This window comes from Ktedonosporobacter rubrisoli, from assembly GCF_004208415.1.
Lineage (GTDB): Bacteria > Chloroflexota > Ktedonobacteria > Ktedonobacterales > Ktedonobacteraceae > Ktedonosporobacter > Ktedonosporobacter rubrisoli.
The window spans coordinates 8,220,502-8,238,229 of the sequence record NZ_CP035758.1 but is presented as its reverse complement, the minus strand read 5'-3'; the positions used below and the strand labels follow the sequence as shown (position 1 = coordinate 8,238,229).

Annotated in this window: 14 protein-coding genes; 6 read left to right on the top strand and 8 right to left on the bottom strand. The window is 54.7% G+C overall.

What is annotated here, in order from left to right; genetic code table 11:
- Nucleotides 1-6 precede the first annotated feature (6 nt).
- The 5 genes from EPA93_RS35735 to EPA93_RS35715 all read right to left on the bottom strand — a co-directional run bounded on the left by EPA93_RS35735 (nt 7) and on the right by EPA93_RS35715 (nt 6,125).
- Nucleotides 7-1,773, bottom strand: coding sequence for an MDR family MFS transporter (locus tag EPA93_RS35735; protein ID WP_165423620.1), 1,767 nt, complete (start codon nt 1,771-1,773; stop codon nt 7-9).
- 120 nt (nt 1,774-1,893) lie between these two features.
- On the bottom strand, nt 1,894-3,531 hold the full coding sequence (locus tag EPA93_RS35730) for a LuxR C-terminal-related transcriptional regulator (RefSeq protein ID WP_129892098.1): 1,638 nt from the start codon (nt 3,529-3,531) through the stop codon (nt 1,894-1,896).
- 60 nt (nt 3,532-3,591) lie between these two features.
- Nucleotides 3,592-3,876, bottom strand: a complete 285-nt coding sequence (locus tag EPA93_RS35725; RefSeq protein WP_129892097.1) for a winged helix-turn-helix domain-containing protein — start codon at nt 3,874-3,876, stop codon at nt 3,592-3,594.
- Nucleotides 3,831-5,021 carry an AAA family ATPase gene (locus EPA93_RS35720; protein WP_129892096.1) on the bottom strand — a complete coding sequence of 397 codons (1,191 nt, stop codon included), beginning with the start codon at nt 5,019-5,021 and terminating at the stop codon, nt 3,831-3,833. The genes EPA93_RS35725 and EPA93_RS35720 overlap by 46 nt, the downstream gene beginning before the upstream one ends.
- A 213-nt stretch (nt 5,022-5,234) precedes the next feature.
- The gene (locus EPA93_RS35715; RefSeq protein WP_129892095.1) at nt 5,235-6,125 is read right to left on the bottom strand and encodes a LysR family transcriptional regulator; all 891 of its coding nucleotides are present in this window, start codon (nt 6,123-6,125) and stop codon (nt 5,235-5,237) included.
- Between the two features lie 145 nt (nt 6,126-6,270).
- Here EPA93_RS35715 and EPA93_RS35710 point away from each other — a divergent pair, with 145 nt between their 5' ends.
- Complete coding sequence (locus EPA93_RS35710) at nt 6,271-6,963, top strand: type 1 glutamine amidotransferase domain-containing protein (RefSeq protein ID WP_129892094.1); 693 nt, start codon at nt 6,271-6,273, stop codon at nt 6,961-6,963.
- A gap of 103 nt (nt 6,964-7,066) precedes the next feature.
- Here EPA93_RS35710 and rpmA read toward each other — a convergent pair whose 3' ends face one another.
- On the bottom strand, nt 7,067-7,381 hold the full coding sequence (gene rpmA, locus EPA93_RS35705; RefSeq protein ID WP_129892093.1) for a 50S ribosomal protein L27: 315 nt from the start codon (nt 7,379-7,381) through the stop codon (nt 7,067-7,069).
- Between the two features lie 3 nt (nt 7,382-7,384).
- Complete coding sequence (gene rplU / locus EPA93_RS35700) at nt 7,385-7,951, bottom strand: 50S ribosomal protein L21 (RefSeq protein ID WP_129892092.1); 567 nt, start codon at nt 7,949-7,951, stop codon at nt 7,385-7,387.
- Nucleotides 7,952-8,637: 686 nt separating this feature from the next.
- Here rplU and EPA93_RS35695 point away from each other — a divergent pair.
- The 4 genes from EPA93_RS35695 to EPA93_RS35680 all read left to right on the top strand — a co-directional run bounded on the left by EPA93_RS35695 (nt 8,638) and on the right by EPA93_RS35680 (nt 13,797).
- Complete coding sequence (locus tag EPA93_RS35695) at nt 8,638-9,789, top strand: MerR family transcriptional regulator (RefSeq protein ID WP_129892091.1); 1,152 nt, start codon at nt 8,638-8,640, stop codon at nt 9,787-9,789.
- A gap of 610 nt (nt 9,790-10,399) precedes the next feature.
- Nucleotides 10,400-11,539, top strand: coding sequence for a DNA polymerase III subunit beta (dnaN, locus tag EPA93_RS35690; protein ID WP_165423619.1), 1,140 nt, complete (start codon nt 10,400-10,402; stop codon nt 11,537-11,539).
- A 67-nt stretch (nt 11,540-11,606) separates the two neighbouring features.
- A complete protein-coding gene (gene recF / locus EPA93_RS35685; protein ID WP_129892089.1) occupies nt 11,607-12,884 on the top strand; it encodes a DNA replication/repair protein RecF in 1,278 nt (425 codons plus the stop codon).
- A gap of 112 nt (nt 12,885-12,996) precedes the next feature.
- Nucleotides 12,997-13,797, top strand: coding sequence for a metallophosphoesterase (locus EPA93_RS35680; protein WP_129892088.1), 801 nt, complete (start codon nt 12,997-12,999; stop codon nt 13,795-13,797).
- Between the two features lie 13 nt (nt 13,798-13,810).
- Here the strand turns inward: EPA93_RS35680 and EPA93_RS35675 are convergent, their stop codons facing one another.
- Nucleotides 13,811-15,424 carry a DUF4129 domain-containing protein gene (locus EPA93_RS35675; RefSeq protein WP_165423618.1) on the bottom strand — a complete coding sequence of 538 codons (1,614 nt, stop codon included), beginning with the start codon at nt 15,422-15,424 and terminating at the stop codon, nt 13,811-13,813.
- A gap of 888 nt (nt 15,425-16,312) precedes the next feature.
- Between EPA93_RS35675 and EPA93_RS35670 the strand changes: the two genes are divergently transcribed.
- Complete coding sequence (locus tag EPA93_RS35670) at nt 16,313-17,671, top strand: ABC transporter substrate-binding protein (RefSeq protein WP_129892086.1); 1,359 nt, start codon at nt 16,313-16,315, stop codon at nt 17,669-17,671.
- Nucleotides 17,672-17,728 lie beyond the last annotated feature (57 nt).

The window sequence follows — 17,728 nt, the reverse complement described above, 5'->3', positions numbered from 1 at the left end:
TCACCTCTACTCGACAGTTTCCACTTCTTGCTGGCGGGTCTTTTCCTCTGGGAAAGGTAAATCCTTAAGAAAGAAAGAGGCAATAAGCGCAAAACAACTCAAGGCGAGCACGGCAACAAAGCCTTGCTGCAGACTACTTGCCAACACTTGCTTAACCACCACGAATATCTGATCGAGAAGGGAGGATACATGGAGCAGAGCTTGCTGAGCCAGGGCATCATGCTGTGGACCAGCGGGAATGTGTTTGAGAGCCACTTCTTGCATATTTCTGACAAGAGTTTGGCGATAGGCAGCATTGAGCAATAGCTGGGGATTGGCAAGGTTCCCCATTTCCGCAGGCGTCAGGTAGCACGCCGCATCAGTCGGCAGGCGTTGCGTCAAGTTGCCCGCCAGGACGAGATTCACAATAGTTCCCATCAGGGCCGGACCAAGCGCCTGCCCCAGCGTCTGCAGGTAGCGGATGGCCCCTGTGGCGACTCCCAATTGGGTGTGCGGTACCGCAAGCTGCGCCACCAGGCTGAGCATGGCAAAGAAGACACCGAGGCCAAGCCCGGTAATCACCAGGAAGATGCCGATATCTAACAGCTGCGTTGCCGACGTCATGCGCGCGATAAGTAACGTCCCTCCCGTCATAATTGCTGCGCCAAGCATCACAACTAGCTGATAGCGCTTTGTCGCACTAATCGTAAAGCCGGCGATCACCGTGCCAATCGTAAAGCTTACCATCAGCGGGATCAACATAGCACCGGCGACCGTGGCTGATTGCCCAAGAACACTTTGGAGAAACAACGGTAGATTGAGGGCCAGAGCCAGCAGAAGCATGCTGGTCAGCAAGGCCAGGCAGGCATCAGCCACGAAAACCTGATTGCGGAGCAATTTCAGCGGAAGAATTGGTTCAGCGGCGAAGCGCTCTGCGACAAAAAAGCTAAGGAACAGAAGGCCAGCCCCTCCCAGCATAACCAGCACTTGCGGCGAGTTCCAGGCGTATGTACGGTCACTACCCCAGGTGAGCCCAAGCAAGAGGCCCACGGTGGCCAACGTAGAGCATATTGCGCCGGCGAAGTCGATGCGCCGGACAGCTTCCCAACCACGCTTATATCCCTTGCGGGCAGGAAGCGTCGCAGGCAGAAAGAGGAGCAGAAGCATCACAGCCAGCGTACCGAGAGGGAGATTGACGAAAAAGATCCAATGCCAGCGCGTCGCCTCCGTGACAAGAGAACCAAGCAAGGGGCCATGGTCGGTCAGCCAGCCACCCAGCGGGGGACCGATGATACTGGCAAGGCCATAGATCCCTGTGAAGAGGCCTGCCCAGCGTGCGCGTTCAGCAGCCGGGAAGAGATCTCCAACCACAGTAAAAACAAGGGCCAGGCCAACACCGGCCCCCAGTCCTTGCAGCGCGCGAAAGGCAATAAGCTGATCCATCGTTTGGACTGTTCCACAAAGCGCGGAGCCAAGCAGAAAGCAGACGATGCCTGCCACCAGGAACCACTTGCGCCCAAATTGGTCAGTAAGTTTGCTAATAAGGGGAACTACCGCCGCCGATGCCAACAAGTAAGCAGTGAACACCCAGCTGTAGAGGTTAAAGCCGTGCAGCTGAGAGATGATTTTAGGCAGAGCGGTCCCAACAATTGTAGCATCTAACGCTTGCAGCAGGAGCGTAAGCATGAGAGCAACAATGATCATGGCGAGCGCTCTACCTCGTACCTGGCGTCCTCCTCCCGCGCTGGCAAGCTGATCTTTGGGGTTGAGAGTAGCATGTGTCCGCTGATCCACAGAAATCGCTCCTTTCATCAGGTAAGAACTCTTTTTGACTAAGAAGCGTTATACAGCAAGCCGAAAGGGAGATAATCCATCTCTGGATGGAAAAGTGGGTGGATTCCGCTATAAGCAGGGTTATTTCAGCAGACCCAGGGCTTTCGCCCGCGAGACGGCCTGGAGGCGGCTACTGGCCGCGAGTTTACCCAGGAGATGATGAATGTGGGTCTTTACTGTACTCATAGCAATCACGAGTTGTTGAGCTATCTGCTGGTTTGAGAGTCCTTGAGCCACCAGGCGTAAGATCTCCCTTTCACGCTGACTTAGCGGCTCAAGCAGGCCGGGGATCTCTTGTTGCGGAGAGGCAAAGGCAGCGAGCAAGGTATCAATGTAGTGCAAAAGGGTTGTAGAGCGTTGCGTCTGCTGCTCACGCAGACGGAGCAGCAGGGTTCTCATTGGCTCATTTGCCTCGATGAAGAGCCGTATGTACCCTTCCGGGGCGGCAAGCGAGAGAGCCTGCATGAGGATACCAGGCGCTTCAGCAAGACGACCTTGCGCACTTAGCACAAGCGCTTGCAGGGACAAGATCTCAATTACGCCCCCTGTCCGTGCCTCAGCCTGGGCGACGGCTAGCAATTGCTCAAGCAAGCTCGCAGCCTCCTCCAGCCTACCTTGAGAGAGCAGGATACGTACAAGGATCAGATAGGTAAATTCGTGGCGAGGGTCCGCACTGTGAAGGGTATAGCTTGTGGCGCTGAGCCCACTTTCCTGCATCCAGCGTGCTGCCTGTTCGAGCTGCCCCTGGTGCCAGGCCACACCTGCCCGTATAGCTGTCACCCGCGCCCCTATTCCTGCGCCGCTTTGTGCCTGCTGAAACAGCGTGTCAGCCTCATGCAGGGTAGCGGCCGCAGCCTCGTTTCGTCCTTGCGCAAGCAGCACATGTACCATCAATGCTACCCCATCGATTTGATCTTCGAGCAGCTCCCACTGTTGCCCGCAGGCAAGGCCTCGCCTGCTCATATCGAGAGCCGCTTCCAGATCGTTCCACTCGTAAAGCAGCCTGCCCAGGTCTACATAAACTTCACCAAGACTGGCGAAGGCTCCAGCTCCGTGCTCTCTCGCTACCTGAAGCGCATAACGGTACACGGCAACAGCCTGGTGCAAGTGTCCCTGCATCACCAGAAGAGAGGCCTGTTGCGTCAGCGCGGAGATAGCAACTTGTGGGAACGCTGCAATGAAACAGAGCCGACTGGCCTGAGCCAGGGTTGTTACCGCAGAAACTGTACTGCCCTGTAGACGCTCGGCAATGCCTAGAGAGAGCAATACGCAGCCTCTCAAAAGATGTTCCTCCTGGGGAAGGAGATGGAGGGCTATGTGGGCCTGCTCAACGGCGGCAGCGGTATCCCCACGCACTGATGCAATGCTCGCAAGGATGACGTGAAAGAAAGCAACATCAGTCCGCCTCAAAGGCTGTTCACTGCTTTGCAACTCGTCCTCTTCTACAGAATACCCAAGCAGTCGCTGCCCCGCCAGTTCGACAGCGTGCAGCAAAGAGGCAGCAGCCTCACGCTGACCTATGATTAACAGGCAGCAGGCTCTGGCAAGGCACAGGCGCGGATGCTTCATGACAATGTTCTCGGGTAACTGATCTAGTAGACGTAATAGTTGCACGCAGGCATTGCCGCGTAGCATCCCATAAACCTCCTGCTCAATCACCCGCGCGGCTTCCTGTGTATCACCAACGCTAAGGAAATGCCGCGTAGCTTCGGCCAGCATACCAGCCTGACAGTACCAGCGCGCTGCTCGCCGATGGAATAGAGCGATATCTTCTCCTTGCTACCGCTCCAGACGATCACGCAGCAGATCCGCGAAGAGGGGATGGTAGCGATACCAATGATCTTCATGATCCAGGGAAGTGAGAAAGAGATTCGCCCGTACCAATCGTTCGAGCATAACCTGCGCCCCCTGCTGATTGGTCACAGCTTCGCAGAGCGGAGCCGAGAGACGATCCAGGATCGACGTCGCCAGCAGAAACTGTTGCACTTCGACAGGCTGACGTGCGAGGACCTCTTCACTCAGGTAAGCCAGGACATGCTGATGTTTCCCAGAAAAAGTTTGCACAAAATGAAGCGGATCTGGGTGATCTTGCAAGGAGAGGGCTGCCAGTTGCAGACCAACAATCCAGCCTTCCGTACGCTCAAGCAGAGAGAGAATGCTCTCCTTTGGTAGAGTGAGGCCCTTCTCTTGAAAAAGCTGCACAGCCTCAGCGAGGCCAAAGCGCAACTTCTCGGGCCGATCTCATAGAGATGTCCCTGGGCACGCAAATGGGCAAGGGGGAGCGGAGGTTGCTGACGAGTGAGCAGAACGAGATGCAACGCTGCAGGCTGGTGCTCAAGGAGCGTGGAAAGGGTCTGATGGACTGCAGCGGCAGTGATCAGGTGATAATCGTCAAGAACAAGCACAAGCTTCTCTTGTACGCTAGCCAGGGCATTGAGCAGGTGGCGCAAGACAGCAGATAGCGGCGGCGATTGCGGGGAGCGCAGCCAGGCGAGCAAGCTAGTCCCTATCTGCGGCCAGGTGCGCTGCAAGGCGCTCAGAACATAGGTCCAGAACTGGATAGGATCATTGTCGAGGCGATCAAGGCTGACCCAGGCAATACGCTGTTCGGGATGAGCTTTTGCCCAGGTGAGCAAGGCTGTAGTTTTGCCAAAGCCGGCAGGGGCACAGACGAGGGTGAGAGCCCGTTGAAGTCCCTCCTGTACCTGGGCCACGAGATGAGGACGCATCAGCAATGTTGCTGGAAGATGCGGCATCTGGAGCCTGGCCTCCAGGAGATCGTTGTGTAAATAGTTCGCGCCAGCAGGTTCCCTGCCTGGCCGTGGGCTACGCGCAGCCCCTGGCGAGGAATCATCGATCTTGACCGAGCTACGCGGCTCTGGAGAGAGCAAGAGAGCTACCTCCTCAAGCTGGGCCAAAGTCAGGTTGGCGGCGCGACCCAGGTAGCGCTTGAGCATTTTCTGCCGTTGGCGATGGTAGGCAGACCAATACTCTCCGCCACGCCGCGCGGACTCTTTGCGCACGGTACAGCGCGCTCCATGCCGACTGGAGAAGGAAAAGGAGGTAATGGTTGCCAACCAGTCGAACCAGGCAGAACTGCCTGGAGTAAAGGGCAAGACTGAATACTCCTTCCCATTGAAGGAGCAGACATCATAACACTGTGAGCGTGGATTCCAGGCAACCCGATACGCACTGAGTTTCGGCATCATCCTCTCTCTTTGCTACCTAACAACAAAGGAATGACTTTCTGTTGCTTCGCAAGTGTAGCCGTTCGGTAGCAAAATAGCAAGATGTGCTACCGAACTCTCAACCTCCGCAAGGCTTTTTCTTTGAACATGTTCTATGTCAGCACAAGCAGAGATACAGAAAAGTGCAGACAAGCCAGGAAGCGCGCCTGATCCCTGGTCCTTCCTTGGTCCACTTTATAATCGCGGCCATAGCTGCCTGAGCGCCTTAATCTTTGCCTCATTGCGTTCAACCTTGCGATAGGCAAGCCACAACTCGTTGCTCACCTTCTGGAGAGGCTCCCATAAGACTTGCAGCCGTCCGGCCTCTATCCCCTCGCGACAGAGATAATCAGGCAAAATGCTAATTCCCCCACCCTCTTCGATTATCCTTTGAATCGCATGCAAATCGGGCACGATCAGCGCAGCCTGAAAGGAGGGACGCTTCCCGAAGCACTGCTGCCAGAAGCGGCGAATAATTGGCAACTCTACGCCATAGCTGATCCAGCGCTGAGCTGCCAGCCATTGTTCTATAGCCTCTAACTCCTCAGCTTCCCCGAGCGTAGCCTCAGCGGCAAATAGCAGCAGATCGGGAGGCCCTACGATCTGAAAGCACTCCTCATCTATCCTGTGATACTCGACCTCGCGCGAGGCAATCTGTTGCGTGGCAATGACTACATCCAACTGTTCCCGCTCTAAATCAGCAATCAGCGCCGCCGTCTCCGCAAAGCGCAGCAACAGGCGATAGGGCAGTTGAATAAAGCGCTTGAGGACGATATCGACAAAATACTCGCGGGGCGCGCCGCAGCGCAACAAAGGCAGCTCAACATGCGCATTCTGTATCTCCTCAGTTACCAGTTCCAGGGTCTCAAGAGCCTGCACAACCTGGCTATACAGCTGCTTGCCACGTAGAGTCGGGATCATCTGCCGAGGAGCGCGCATAAACAATGGCTCCCCTACAAAGCTTTCAAGCGCGGCCAGGTGCTGGGTGACTGCCGGCTGGGTGAGAAAAAGGGCCCGAGCCGCCGCTGAGACGGTTCCGGCCCGATAGATGGCAAGAAAACTGCGATACCATTCAAGATCTGCCATAAATATTTTTATACCTCTCGGCAAATTTTCTATTTGTATTATAGCTTGCCGCAATTCTACAATACCAGAGGAGCAAGCCGTAGGACGCCTGGCGCTCTACGAAAAGAACTAAGTTTAACATAAGCCAGAAGGAGTATAAAAAATTATGCCTGGTCCAAAACGCATCCTGATCGTCGTCACCAGCCACAACCGCATTGACGCAACCCGCCCGACCGGATTGTGGTTCGAGGAATTTGCAACTCCCTATCAGCAGTTTGTCGCGCAAGGTTTTGAGATTAATGTCGCTAGCCCACGGGGAGGTAGCGTTCCCATCGACCCGCGCAGCCAGCCGCAGCCCACAGAGGTCGCCCAAAAGGCCACAGCCCAGGCTCTTCAGGCTCTAGAAAAGACGCAGGCCTTGAGCGAAGTTAAAGCCTCCGACTTTGACGCAATCTTTCTGCCTGGTGGGCACGGTACGATGTTTGACCTACCGCAAAATAGCGCCCTGCAGCAACTCCTTAGCGACTTTGCGCGCGCAGACAAGGTTATTGCTGCCGTCTGCCATGGACCGGCGGGACTGGTTGGGGCACGCCTTGATGATGGCACGCCTCTGGTAGCCGGCAAAACGCTCACAGCATTTACCAATGAAGAAGAGCAGGCTGCCGAGCTAGATCAGGTCATGCCGTTCTTGCTGGAAAGCCGCTTGCGCGAGCTGGGAGGAAATTTTGTCGTCAAGTCAAACTGGACAGATCACGTGGAACGCGATGGCAAGCTGATTACCGGACAGAATCCGCAATCGAGCCAGAGCGTCGCCCAGGCCGTCATCAAAGCCCTAAACGCGTCCGAAGTATCGGCATAGTCTTAGAGCCAGGGTGTGCCTTCGCCAAAGACGTGAGCGCCAGAAGACATAAAAAAGAGCAGCCCATTAAAGGCTGCTCAACGTATCTGCAATGCCAAAGAAGCTAGGCCTTAGCGGCGGCTGGCTCCTCGCCCAAAATCTCAGCGATTGAGGGGCGGCCCGGGAACTCGGAAAGGATGCTCACCGAGCGATTGGTGCGCGAGGCATGTCCAAATTTAACATAGCCATGAGTTAGGGCAAAAAGCGTGTGATCGCGCCCTACGCCCACATGCACGCCGGGCTTAATCTTCGTGCCACGCTGGCGTACAATAATGCTTCCGGCAGAAACTAGCTCGCCGTCGTAGCGCTTGACGCCAAGCATCTTAGGCTTGCTATCGCGACCATTGCGAGAGCTACCCATACCTTTTTTATGTGCCATGATCTATTCCTCCGTACTGCTCTTGGCTGTCTCAGCAGCAGCAGCCTTCGTCGTGCGACGCCGACGCGGCTTCTTCTCAGCTACAGGCTCGCTAGCTACTGCCACAGGCTCGGCGGCTACCTCATCCTTCTTCTCTTCTTTAACAGGAGCCGGTGCTGGCTGCTCGGGAGCTGGCTGCGGCGGAACTTCCTGCGCAGGAGCCTCCTGAGAGGGGACTTCCTTAGCTTTAGGAGCCTCGCCTGTGAGCAGGCTTTTGCCATTAGCAACGATATCATCGATAGTCAGGACCGTCAATTCCTGACGATGCCCACGCTTGTGGCGATAGCGCTTCTTAGACTTGTACTTAAAGACGATGAGTTTCTTTCCGCGCTTCTGACCGGCTACCGTTGCTAAAACACTGGCGTCAGCAACGAACGGGGTACCGACCAGGGAGCGATCAGCGTCAGAGATCAGCAACACGTCGCCAATCTCGATCTGAGCGCCATCCTCAACAGATAATCTGTTTACCTCAAGAGTCTGGCCTACGGAAACTTTGTACTGTCGTCCACCACTTTTAATTACTGCAAACATTCTTTTAATTCTCCTTATTTCTCCCCGCACGCAGTACCAGGCCGGATACGTGGGAGGCGTGGGTGGGAGCCTTCCCTTACAGTTCCAAATTCCTGGACCTTTTTCGCACGTTAGATCTCAGCCGCACAGCAAGGCCACAAACTGAGAATGTAGTATAGCGTGTTGAGCTCTGTCCTCAGGCGTGGGGGAATTACAAGCTATAGCCCTTTGGGGATATCTTGTAGCATTTTTCTACACGCCAACCGCCCCATAGATAAAATATCCTGATAGAAGCGATCCACATGTCATCACTGGGGAAACATGATAACAGCGATCTTGCGACTTGTCAAGCTCGCTAGCCGGGATGAGCAGGACCCCGCCATGCTCGTTCTGTCCACGGCGAGGGCCGCAGAGAGGAGAAAAAAATTTGGACCTGGCTCCTTATTACCTCGCTGGAAAGCTGCGTAGCCTTAAGGAGATCAAGCCAATCGGGCCAGGCCTTTACCCGCTTTCCTTCGGTTACACGTCTGTAGTACATGTGATGATCTAAAGAGTCTCGCCATGTTGCTCTAGAACGTATAAAAATTATAGACCTAGTATAGCTAAATTTGTTTTTGTACAGCTCATTCTGTTAGTAACGCTATAGCCAGTTGGCAGATGTATTTTTCTTCTTTAGTAGAGGACTAGAGAGCAATCAGAGAAAAGGCATGGTTGAACAAGAAAGACCGATGGTATGGCCTGCGCTGGAACACTACTCAGATACGCCGATCTTTAATACAAAAGCTGTGGTCCAGAAAACAGGCGTGCCGGCTCCGACGCTTCGTGCCTGGGAGCGCCGCTATCAGCTGCTCACGCCCCAACGTGCAAACAATGCCTATCGTCTCTATTCTGAGCGCGATATTGCTTTGATCTGCTGGCTTAAGGAGTGCATCGATGCCGGGATGTCGATTAGTCATGCTATCGCCCTCTTCCGCCATCTCAATGAGGAGCAGAAGCAGGCCGAACCGGCACCAGGAATGCCCCTGTTGCTCGATGGCCAGGCCACACTTGCGCGTACACTTACTAAGCCAGCACCCCTGAGAAAGCCTGCGGCAAGAGCGCTTCAGCTCAAAGAGACCGAGCGCCCGGTCGAGCCCCTTTCATCCCTGCAAGAATGGCAAAACGCGCGCGCCGCATCCCTGCAGACTAGCTATCCGGCGATCTATGATATGCAACTTGTCAAGCTCCGTCTGATAGAGGCCTTCGAGGCCTATAACGAGCCGGCCGCCGCGATGCTCATGGCCTCAATGCTGGCAGTCTATCCCTTGGAGCAGATCTGCACTGAGCTGATTACACCCACAATGTGGCAAATTGGCGAAATGTGGGAACAAGGCCAGGCCTCAGCCTCGGTCGAGCATTTTGCTAGCAGCTTCTTTCGCGGCCATCTTAACAGCCTCTTTCAAGTTATGTCCGGCGCTGCCGAGGGTCCCTTGACTATCGTTGGCTGCGCCCCCGGCGAGTCCCACGAGCTGGGCGCGCTTATGCTGGCCCTCTGCTTACGACGCAGCAATCTACGCGTCATCTATCTGGGCCAGAGCCTGGAAACCGCCGGCCTCTTACAAGCCATTCACAGGCTCTCTCCGGCCTTAGTCTGCGTCTCTCTGACCATGCCAACCTATCTACCCGAGCTCCTTCACCTGGGACGACAAATCCAACGGCTGGCCCATTCGCGCCCTATTTTTGTCTTTGGCGGCCAGGTTTTCCAGCAATATGCCAGCATCATTCCGCAGATTCCAGGCATCTATCTAGACGGCGGCCTCAAAGAGATAGTGAGCCGCCTGCGCTACATGCTCTACGATCACTCGGTACACAAAAACTAAGCCAACGCCTGGCATCCCTGCCACACTTGAGGACACCGAGTAAGCTAGAGTTAGGAGGACTGTGATAAAGTTCCGGCCCGATTGTTACAGCAGAGCTGAAACTGAATGCAGCTTTGCCGCAGGTGGCGCGTCGGCCATCAGCTTCTTGACGCCTGGCAGAAAGGGCTGCCGTTTTAGCCCGGCCCAATAAGAATAGGAAGCTGAAAGGGATTCTAGAGAGCATATCAGAGAGCATTGCTGCCGGGCCAGCGGCGGGTGAGCAGCAAATTTTTGTGATTCTGTCAGCAGAAGAGATTCTATGAACATTATCATAATTACACTACGGCTTTTCTGATACCTCCTAATAAAGACACACGCCACATACATGCAGCCAGAAGTAGAAAAATGAGGAGAAAAAGCACGCCAAACACAAACAATACTATTTCGAGCCACCAGTACTACTTGCCTATCCAGGGGGCGAGACTGCAGATAAACCAGGCTTATCGTCGCCTTCTAAGATGATGGGCGACCCCTGAGAAGGGGATACTGCTCTAGTTTACACCCGGTATTGAATAGGCTATACTAACCTGGAAAATTTGTTTGCGTTCTGGATGTGCCCGGAGGAATATACGTGAAAATTACCTGTAAGCAGCAGGACTTGAGCCGCGGCCTGGCAACCGTTGGCCACGCCGTCTCAAGCCGCAGTACACTTCCTATACTTGTCAATATTTTACTAGAAACTGATCAAGGACGCCTAAAGCTCTCAGCCACGAACCTGGAGATCCGTATCCATTGTTGGATCGAGGCCGAAGTTCAGGAAACGGGATCGACCACAGTTCCCGCCAAGCTGATCACCGACTTTGTGAACAGCCTGCCCCAGGCCCCGGTTGAGATCAACGTCGCGGAAGAAACTAATTCTATCAATATTAAAAGTGTGCGCAGCAGCGCCACAATTAAGGGCATGGACCCTTCCGAGTTCCCACTCAACCCGATTACCGAGAGCGAGGCCAACCCGGTTATCCTTGACGCTGGCTTGCTGAAAACGATGATCAACGAAGTAGCCTTTGCCGCCGCCGACGACGATTCGCGCCCGGTCTTCACAAGCGTGCATATCGAGATCGGCAACGAGAAGCTCACCTTTGCCGCCGCCGATTCCTTCCGCCTGGCCGTGCGCACAGCCGCGCTACCCGGCAACGAGCAGGAGGGCGGTAGTTTCCTGGTTCCGGCACGCACGCTCATCGAGCTCGGTCGTATTTTACCCGCCGAGGGCACGGTACAAATGATCATCACGCCCAACGTCAAGCAAGTCCTCTTCCGCACGGAACGGATAGATCTTATCGCGCAATTGATGGAAGGTACCTTCCCCAACTTCCGCCAGATCATCCCGAAAGAGCACTCGACGCGGGCCGTCGTGGAGACCAAAGAGTTTGCCGCCGCAGTCAAATCGGTGACGCCCTTTGCGCGCGATAGCTCGAACATCACGCGCTTGAAGGTCACCAGCGGAGACGAGGAAGGCGGAGAACCTAACGCATTGACAATAGAAGCCACGGCCGAAGATGTGGGCAATAACGTGAGCACGATCAACGCCGCCGTCGATGGTCCCGAGCAGCAGATCATCTTCAACGTCAAATATCTTGCCGATGTGCTCTCCGTGATCGGAACGCCCGAGGTGGCGCTGGAACTGACCTCTGACGCGCGTCCAGGCGTGATCAGGCCGGTCGGACCCGCCGATTACACATACGTGATCATGCCGATGAGCACAAACCGCTAACACATGATAGGTGAGGATTGGGCCTGACAACCCAACCTCACCGTCACATAAGTAGAAAAAGTAAGGTATGTATCTCTCACGCCTCTCTTTGCACAACTTTCGCAATTATGCAGATCTGGACCTCACCCTAGGGCCGGGCCTTTTCATCTTTTATGGCGAAAATGCTCAGGGCAAGACAAATCTGCTAGAGGCTGTTAGCTTTCTGGCTACAGCTACCTCTTTCCACGCCACAAGCGATCGCGAAGTTGTGAGCTGGTATGCGCCTGAGCATATCGCGCGCATCGAGGGGGCGGTAAAGCGACGCGAATCGGCCATCGAGATTGAAACTACGATCTTTGATCCAACTCCGCCCAGCGTCGTTCCGCAGCCGGCCAGTCCCGCCAAGCAGGAAGAGATACCCATCGAGCTACCGACCAATACACCACGCAAACGCCTCAAGCTCAACAGTATTCCCCGGCGCACCATGGAGGTCATCGGACAGATGAAGGTGGTCCTGTTCGCGCCTGCGGACCTGCATCTCGTCGATGGCTCGCCAGACGAGCGCCGCCGCTTTCTGGATCGCGCCCTCTGCCAGGTGAATCCGCGCTACTGCCAGGCTCTTGTCAAATATCGCAAGATCGTGACGCAGCGCGCAGCCTTGCTGAAGCGCATCCGGGATAATCAGGAAGATCCGCTCATGCTCGACTACCTGGATGAGCAGTTAACCAATCTTGCCGCGCAGATCACTCACGAACGATTGCAGATGGTAATCGCCCTCAATCAGGAGGCCGCAGTCTTTCAACAGAAGATCAGCGGAGGGCGCGAGCAACTCCAGGTGCTCTATCGCCCCTCTTTTAAGACCGATGAGATCTGGAACCATAGCGAGGTCGCGCAGCACTATCGCAGCCAGTTGCACACGGCCCGGCGCAAAGAGATTCTCCAGGGCGTATGCTTGCTAGGGCCACATCGCGATGATATCGAGTTTCTTGTCAATGACATGAACGTCCTGACTTATGGCTCGCGCGGCCAGCAGCGCACCGCAGCCCTTTCTACCAAGCTGGCCGAGCTGGCCTATATGCGTGCCAGTACCGGCGATGAGCCAGTTTTGCTCTTCGATGATGTGTTCAGTGAGCTCGATCAGGCTCGGCGCGAATATCTGCTAGAGCAGGTGTTTCAGCATGAGCAAGTTTTGCTGACCGCTACCGATCTGAGTAGCTTCCCAGGCGAGATCGCCGCGCGGGCCAATATCTTCAAGGTCTCTAACGGCATCCTGCAATCAGCCCAAAACAACCATACAAGCCCGACAACCGAGATGGCCCCCCTGAGCGCCGACGAACCCTTGAGCGAGAGCCACGAGCAACGCTAAGCCCATCAACTGAATAGGAACGCTCCATCCACATAAAAGCCAGCCCTTGACGGAAATAAAATTTTATTCTACATTTAAACTAGGGAGTTTTATTTCTTAGGAGAGAAAGTTTATGGCCCTCACCTTTATCCAGATCACCGACCATCACATAGGCGAAAACGAAAATAGCTTGTTTCACGGCTATCATCCAGCCCATGCTTTACGCAGCGTTTTGCGGCATATTGCCGAGCACGAGAGCTTTGATTTCCTGGTTTCCACCGGAGATTTAGTGGATCGGCCAAATTCGTACAACACATTCTGCCAGTTGCTTCAATTGAAGCCCGCCGCCACAGTTCCCGGCCCGGCTTTGATTAGCAGCGAAGGTTTACGCGACTGCCCGCTCTACCTCTTGCCCGGCAATCACGACGATCGCGATAATTTCTATAAGCATCTCTTTGCCAGCTCCACGCCCGCTGGCACACTGATGAATGCCGCATTTCAGCACAAGGGTATCCAATTTCTCTGCCTGGATTGGGGACCTGGGGACCAGGCAATAACGCATCCCGAGCTTATAGCCTTTCTAGAAAGCTCTTTGAGCTCCGGCTTACCCAGCGTGCTTTTCACCCACCACCATCTTGTTCCCCTTGGAGATCCCTTTATGGATTCCTTCCTGCCCGATCCCGCCGAAGCTCAGGCATTCTGGAAGATCGTGGAGCGGCAGCAGCAACAAATTCTTGGTATCTTCAGCGGCCACGCACATCTTACCTACGAGACGGTAGCCGCAGGTGTTCCAGCGTATGGACTGCGCTCAACTTTCTATCAGTTTGCCACCCTGCAAACTGAACTGATTCGCCTTCTGCAAGCGCCACATTACCGGGTTGTCACCATAGAGCAAGGAAAAGTCTCAGCGCGCATAGTCGAGGTAGAGCTCTAATCCTCATGGAATATTAGCCCTTCTGCTGCAATTCCAGCCAACTCTGTTGCACGCGAGCGATCTCCGCTTGATCCGGCGCCGCTTCTCCATAGCGCACAGCCGCATAGGCGCTGGTCACCACGCCTAGCTCGCTCTCGATATCCGGCAAGCGCTCCTGTAAGCGCTGCTTAAGCTCAAAAGGCGTCTCGTCCTTCTTACGAGCAAGGCCCCGGCTGGCCGCCCACCGCAGCAAGAGGCGATAGATCTCACGAATGCTGCGCGCCGCAGGTGTTCCCTCAATTGGCTCCTCCGGCGCTGGCATCTGCGTCTCCACAGCTTTAGGCGGGAACAAACGATGCCAGAGGGCCAGCCAGAGCGCGCGCAACTGCATCTTGAACAGTCCCCACGACCAGAGGCTTTCGTGCAGATCAAGGTTGCGGCGCACAAACGCCGCTCGGCGACGACGCAATAGCCACCAGATAAAAAAGATCACGATCCCGATAAAGATAAACGGCAAAACTACCTTCAGTACCACAATTGTAACAACCACTGATTGAGGAGGCACGGTCTGATGCAGTTTTGCATCAGTACGCACAGACTGAGGAGGCTGAAACTGCCGTAGCGGCACAAAATGAAATGGGATCAGCGAGAACAGCCAGAAGAACGGCGTGAGGAGAAAGGTGATGGCATAAGCCAGGCCGCTGGTAATCAAGTTATAGAGCATGGCGATTGGCGATAGGGCCGCCTGTACGTCTACAAGGAAGTTCGGACTGATCAGCAAACCCAGGGCAAAGGCAATGAGCAACAACGCCAACCCTATCACCACGACAACGGTAAGGAGCGAGCGCTCCTGCGCCTCCACACTGCCCAGTAAGCCGCCCGCGTGCGCATCACGCACAAAGATCACTTTAGACAGGGCATGCGCAATTAACTCAAGGCAGAGGAAGCAGGGAAGCAGGCCAAGCAGAAATAAGCCATAGCCCGGCAACTGATTTGCCCCGGCCGTCACAAGAATCACAAAGATAATAACGCCCATGCCCAGGCGCAAGCTTGTAAAAACCTCGCCAGGCTCAATCGTGCGCCGGGCCCGCGCGATACCACGCCAGGCAAAGAGCAGAGAGAGTAGAATAAGCACAAATATGTGATATGCGTTTGGCTGCAGGAGCAGGATATCATTCAGCATGGCTAGCAGCCAGGTAGGATTCCAAAGTGCTCTTGTCGGGGCATAGAGACTGGCCCAGATGATCAGCAGGATGGTCAGGACCAGCAAGCCGACCAGCACCGGCGTGCCGGAGGTGACTGCTCGCTGCGGCTCCTCTGCGTCGATCTTACCTGCAGCAATATCCCGGCGCTCTAACTGGATGGCCAGCCAGTGGGAGCCAGCTAGCAAAAGAAACGGAGCCCACAAGGGCATAAAGGGTGTAGAGAGCTGAAAAAAATGTATGGCAACCAGGCCTATGAAGATGGCATCAATCCAGCAAGCCTCCGCCGCCGCGAACACAAACGGCAACAGGTGCTCCCCCAGGTTCAGATGTTCAGGTACGTATGTCGTCCCCATATCCTGCGCCTCCTGGGCGCGCCTGGCTTGCGCCGCCGTACTATGTCCATTACTGGCGGGAGATGGGTCGTTTTCAGGCAAGGCATCCATGTCCGGCACCCCTTTTTCGCGCATCAAGCAAATATGCGCCCGGCTTATTGCAGAAAGTTAACACGATTTGCCACAAGAGAATAAGCGATCTTTCAGCAGATTGTATGCCTAATCGCGCGGCCTTGTCAACGCAAGCGAAAGAGAGCCAGCTAAGCCCCCTGTAAGCCCCCTGTAAGCCCCTGAACACCCCCAGCAGGATGTTACCGAGTCAGGAAGCTTTCCCTTATACTTTTAGGAAGGGAAGAGCGCCTTCCCAGCGGCTGAGCTTTACAGAGTGTAAAGCCTGCGCTATTATAGTAAAAACTGAGCAAATACTAAACTAGCTAAAATTGGCCCATATAATCACAGCAATATTATTGAGCAATCATCTATACATATTTTCCTCGTGCAATACATCTAAATTTGTACTACCATTAATGCCTTTGTGATATTTATAAGCTAAGTGACGTATAGTATCTGTCAAACAGAGATTGACGGGTGTGCCGCCTCCGGCCGCAAGGAGCGGAGAGAGAGCTGAGGCACAATTCGCTCGATCGTGACGCGGCAGCCCGCTTGTCATGTGAAGGTGGTCAATCCAGTAGTGTGTAATGATCAAAGAGGAAGTGAAGTAGCGCTGATCATTTATATAAGCTAGCACTATTTTATCTCGCAGCCCAAACGCTACTACTTTCCGGGGATGGGGCAGCTTTGAAACTCCAAACGCTGAGATCACGTTCTGAAAAGTAGAAGTTATTTCATTTATCAATAACTTTAGGTAAGCAGAGCAACGGCAACATGGAGAAAGCAGAGCGTCCATCCGGCTCTTATTGAAAGCTGGTAGGCCAGGAAAGCACATATCCATGTACTTTATTTTAGCCTACACAACAACCGTCCAAAGGAGGACTCCTAATGTTTCCTGAGCAGCGCGAAGCCCTTGACGAAATCATCGTAAAAATGCGCTCTGGCCGCATGAAGCGCCGAACCTTCCTGGAGAGGGCCCTGGCAGTTGGACTCACCAGCGGTGCGGCCGTCTCGCTCCTCGAAGCCTGTGGAGGAACTACCAACAGCACAGGCGGTAACGGAGCCGCCACCAACATTGTCTGGCAAAGCGAAAACGACACCACCAACACCTACAAGGATCTTGTAGATACCTTCAATAGCACGATAGGCAAGCAGAAGGGCATCCATGTCACCTGGAACCAGGGTCCATCCAGCACCGATGAAATGCTTGCCAAGTACACCACCATGCTCCGTGCGCGCAGCCATAGCATCGACGTGCTCTCGCTTGATATCGTCTATCCCGCCGAATTTGGCGCCCAGCAATGGATAGCCCCGATCAGCGATAGCCAGTGGCCGACAAGTGAGCGCAGCAAGTATCTGCCCGGACCGGTCCAGGGCTGTACCTATCAAGGCAAGCTGTGGGCTGCCCCTTATCGTACAGATCTGGGCCTGCTCTACTATCGCAAGGATCTCGTACCTACACCACCGGCCACCTGGGACGATCTGACCAGCACGGCCAAGAGCGTTTCGCCCTCCAAGATAAAATATGGCTATGTCTGGCAGGGCTCACAGTATGAGGGCCTGGTCTGCAACTTTGTAGAAGTCCTCTACGGCATGGGTGGCCACGTCCTGGACCCCAACGATCCGACCAAGGTCACTGTCAATAGTCCCGAGGGCCAGAAGGCCTTGAGCATGATGGTTGGTTGGGTTGGCACTATTTCGCCCGATGCCGTCACAACCTACACAGAGGACCCATCGCGCTCGGTCTTCCAGAATGGCAACTCGGCCTTTATGCGCAACTGGCCTTACGCCTATGCTCTCGGCAGCGACAGCAGCCAATCCAAGATTGCCGGCAAATTTGATATCAGCGCCTTGCCCCACGGCGGCTCCGAATCGGTTGGACATTCCGCCATCGGTGGTTGGAACCTGGCCATCAACGCCTTTACCCCCAACGCCGATCAATGCTGGGAGTTCATCAAGTACATGTTGCAGCCTGCGGCACAAAAAGAGGGAGCAACCAAGGCGACCTGGACCACCACCCTGCAGAGCGTCTATGACGACCAGGAAGTCTTGTCCAAGGCTCCGCTCTTTGGCAAGCTTAAGCCCATTCTGCAGAATGCGCTGCCCCGCCCGGTCTCGCCCAAGTATCCTGATCTTTCGAAAGCGATCCAGCTCCACATCTATCAGGCTCTCAAGAAGCAGGCCAGCCCCAATGATGCCCTGAGTGCCCTGCAAGCGGACCTGCAAAAGCTCGTCGCTTCATCCTAAATATAAACGAGACAAGGGGTAACCTTTCCCAGGTTACCCCAACTGTGTATAATTGGA

Coding starts and splice junctions, on each gene's coding strand:
- EPA93_RS35730 (WP_129892098.1), bottom strand. CDS start 3,531: ATGCTGGCCGAAGCTACGCGGCATTTCCTTAGCGTTGGTGATACACAG.
- EPA93_RS35720 (WP_129892096.1), bottom strand. CDS start 5,021: ATGATGCCGAAACTCAGTGCGTATCGGGTTGCCTGGAATCCACGCTCA.
- EPA93_RS35715 (WP_129892095.1), bottom strand. CDS start 6,125: ATGGCAGATCTTGAATGGTATCGCAGTTTTCTTGCCATCTATCGGGCC.
- EPA93_RS35710 (WP_129892094.1), top strand. CDS start 6,271: ATGCCTGGTCCAAAACGCATCCTGATCGTCGTCACCAGCCACAACCGC.
- rpmA (WP_129892093.1), bottom strand. CDS start 7,381: ATGGCACATAAAAAAGGTATGGGTAGCTCTCGCAATGGTCGCGATAGC.
- rplU (WP_129892092.1), bottom strand. CDS start 7,951: ATGTTTGCAGTAATTAAAAGTGGTGGACGACAGTACAAAGTTTCCGTA.
- EPA93_RS35695 (WP_129892091.1), top strand. CDS start 8,638: ATGGTTGAACAAGAAAGACCGATGGTATGGCCTGCGCTGGAACACTAC.
- recF (WP_129892089.1), top strand. CDS start 11,607: ATGTATCTCTCACGCCTCTCTTTGCACAACTTTCGCAATTATGCAGAT.
- EPA93_RS35680 (WP_129892088.1), top strand. CDS start 12,997: ATGGCCCTCACCTTTATCCAGATCACCGACCATCACATAGGCGAAAAC.
- EPA93_RS35675 (WP_165423618.1), bottom strand. CDS start 15,424: ATGGATGCCTTGCCTGAAAACGACCCATCTCCCGCCAGTAATGGACAT.
- EPA93_RS35670 (WP_129892086.1), top strand. CDS start 16,313: ATGTTTCCTGAGCAGCGCGAAGCCCTTGACGAAATCATCGTAAAAATG.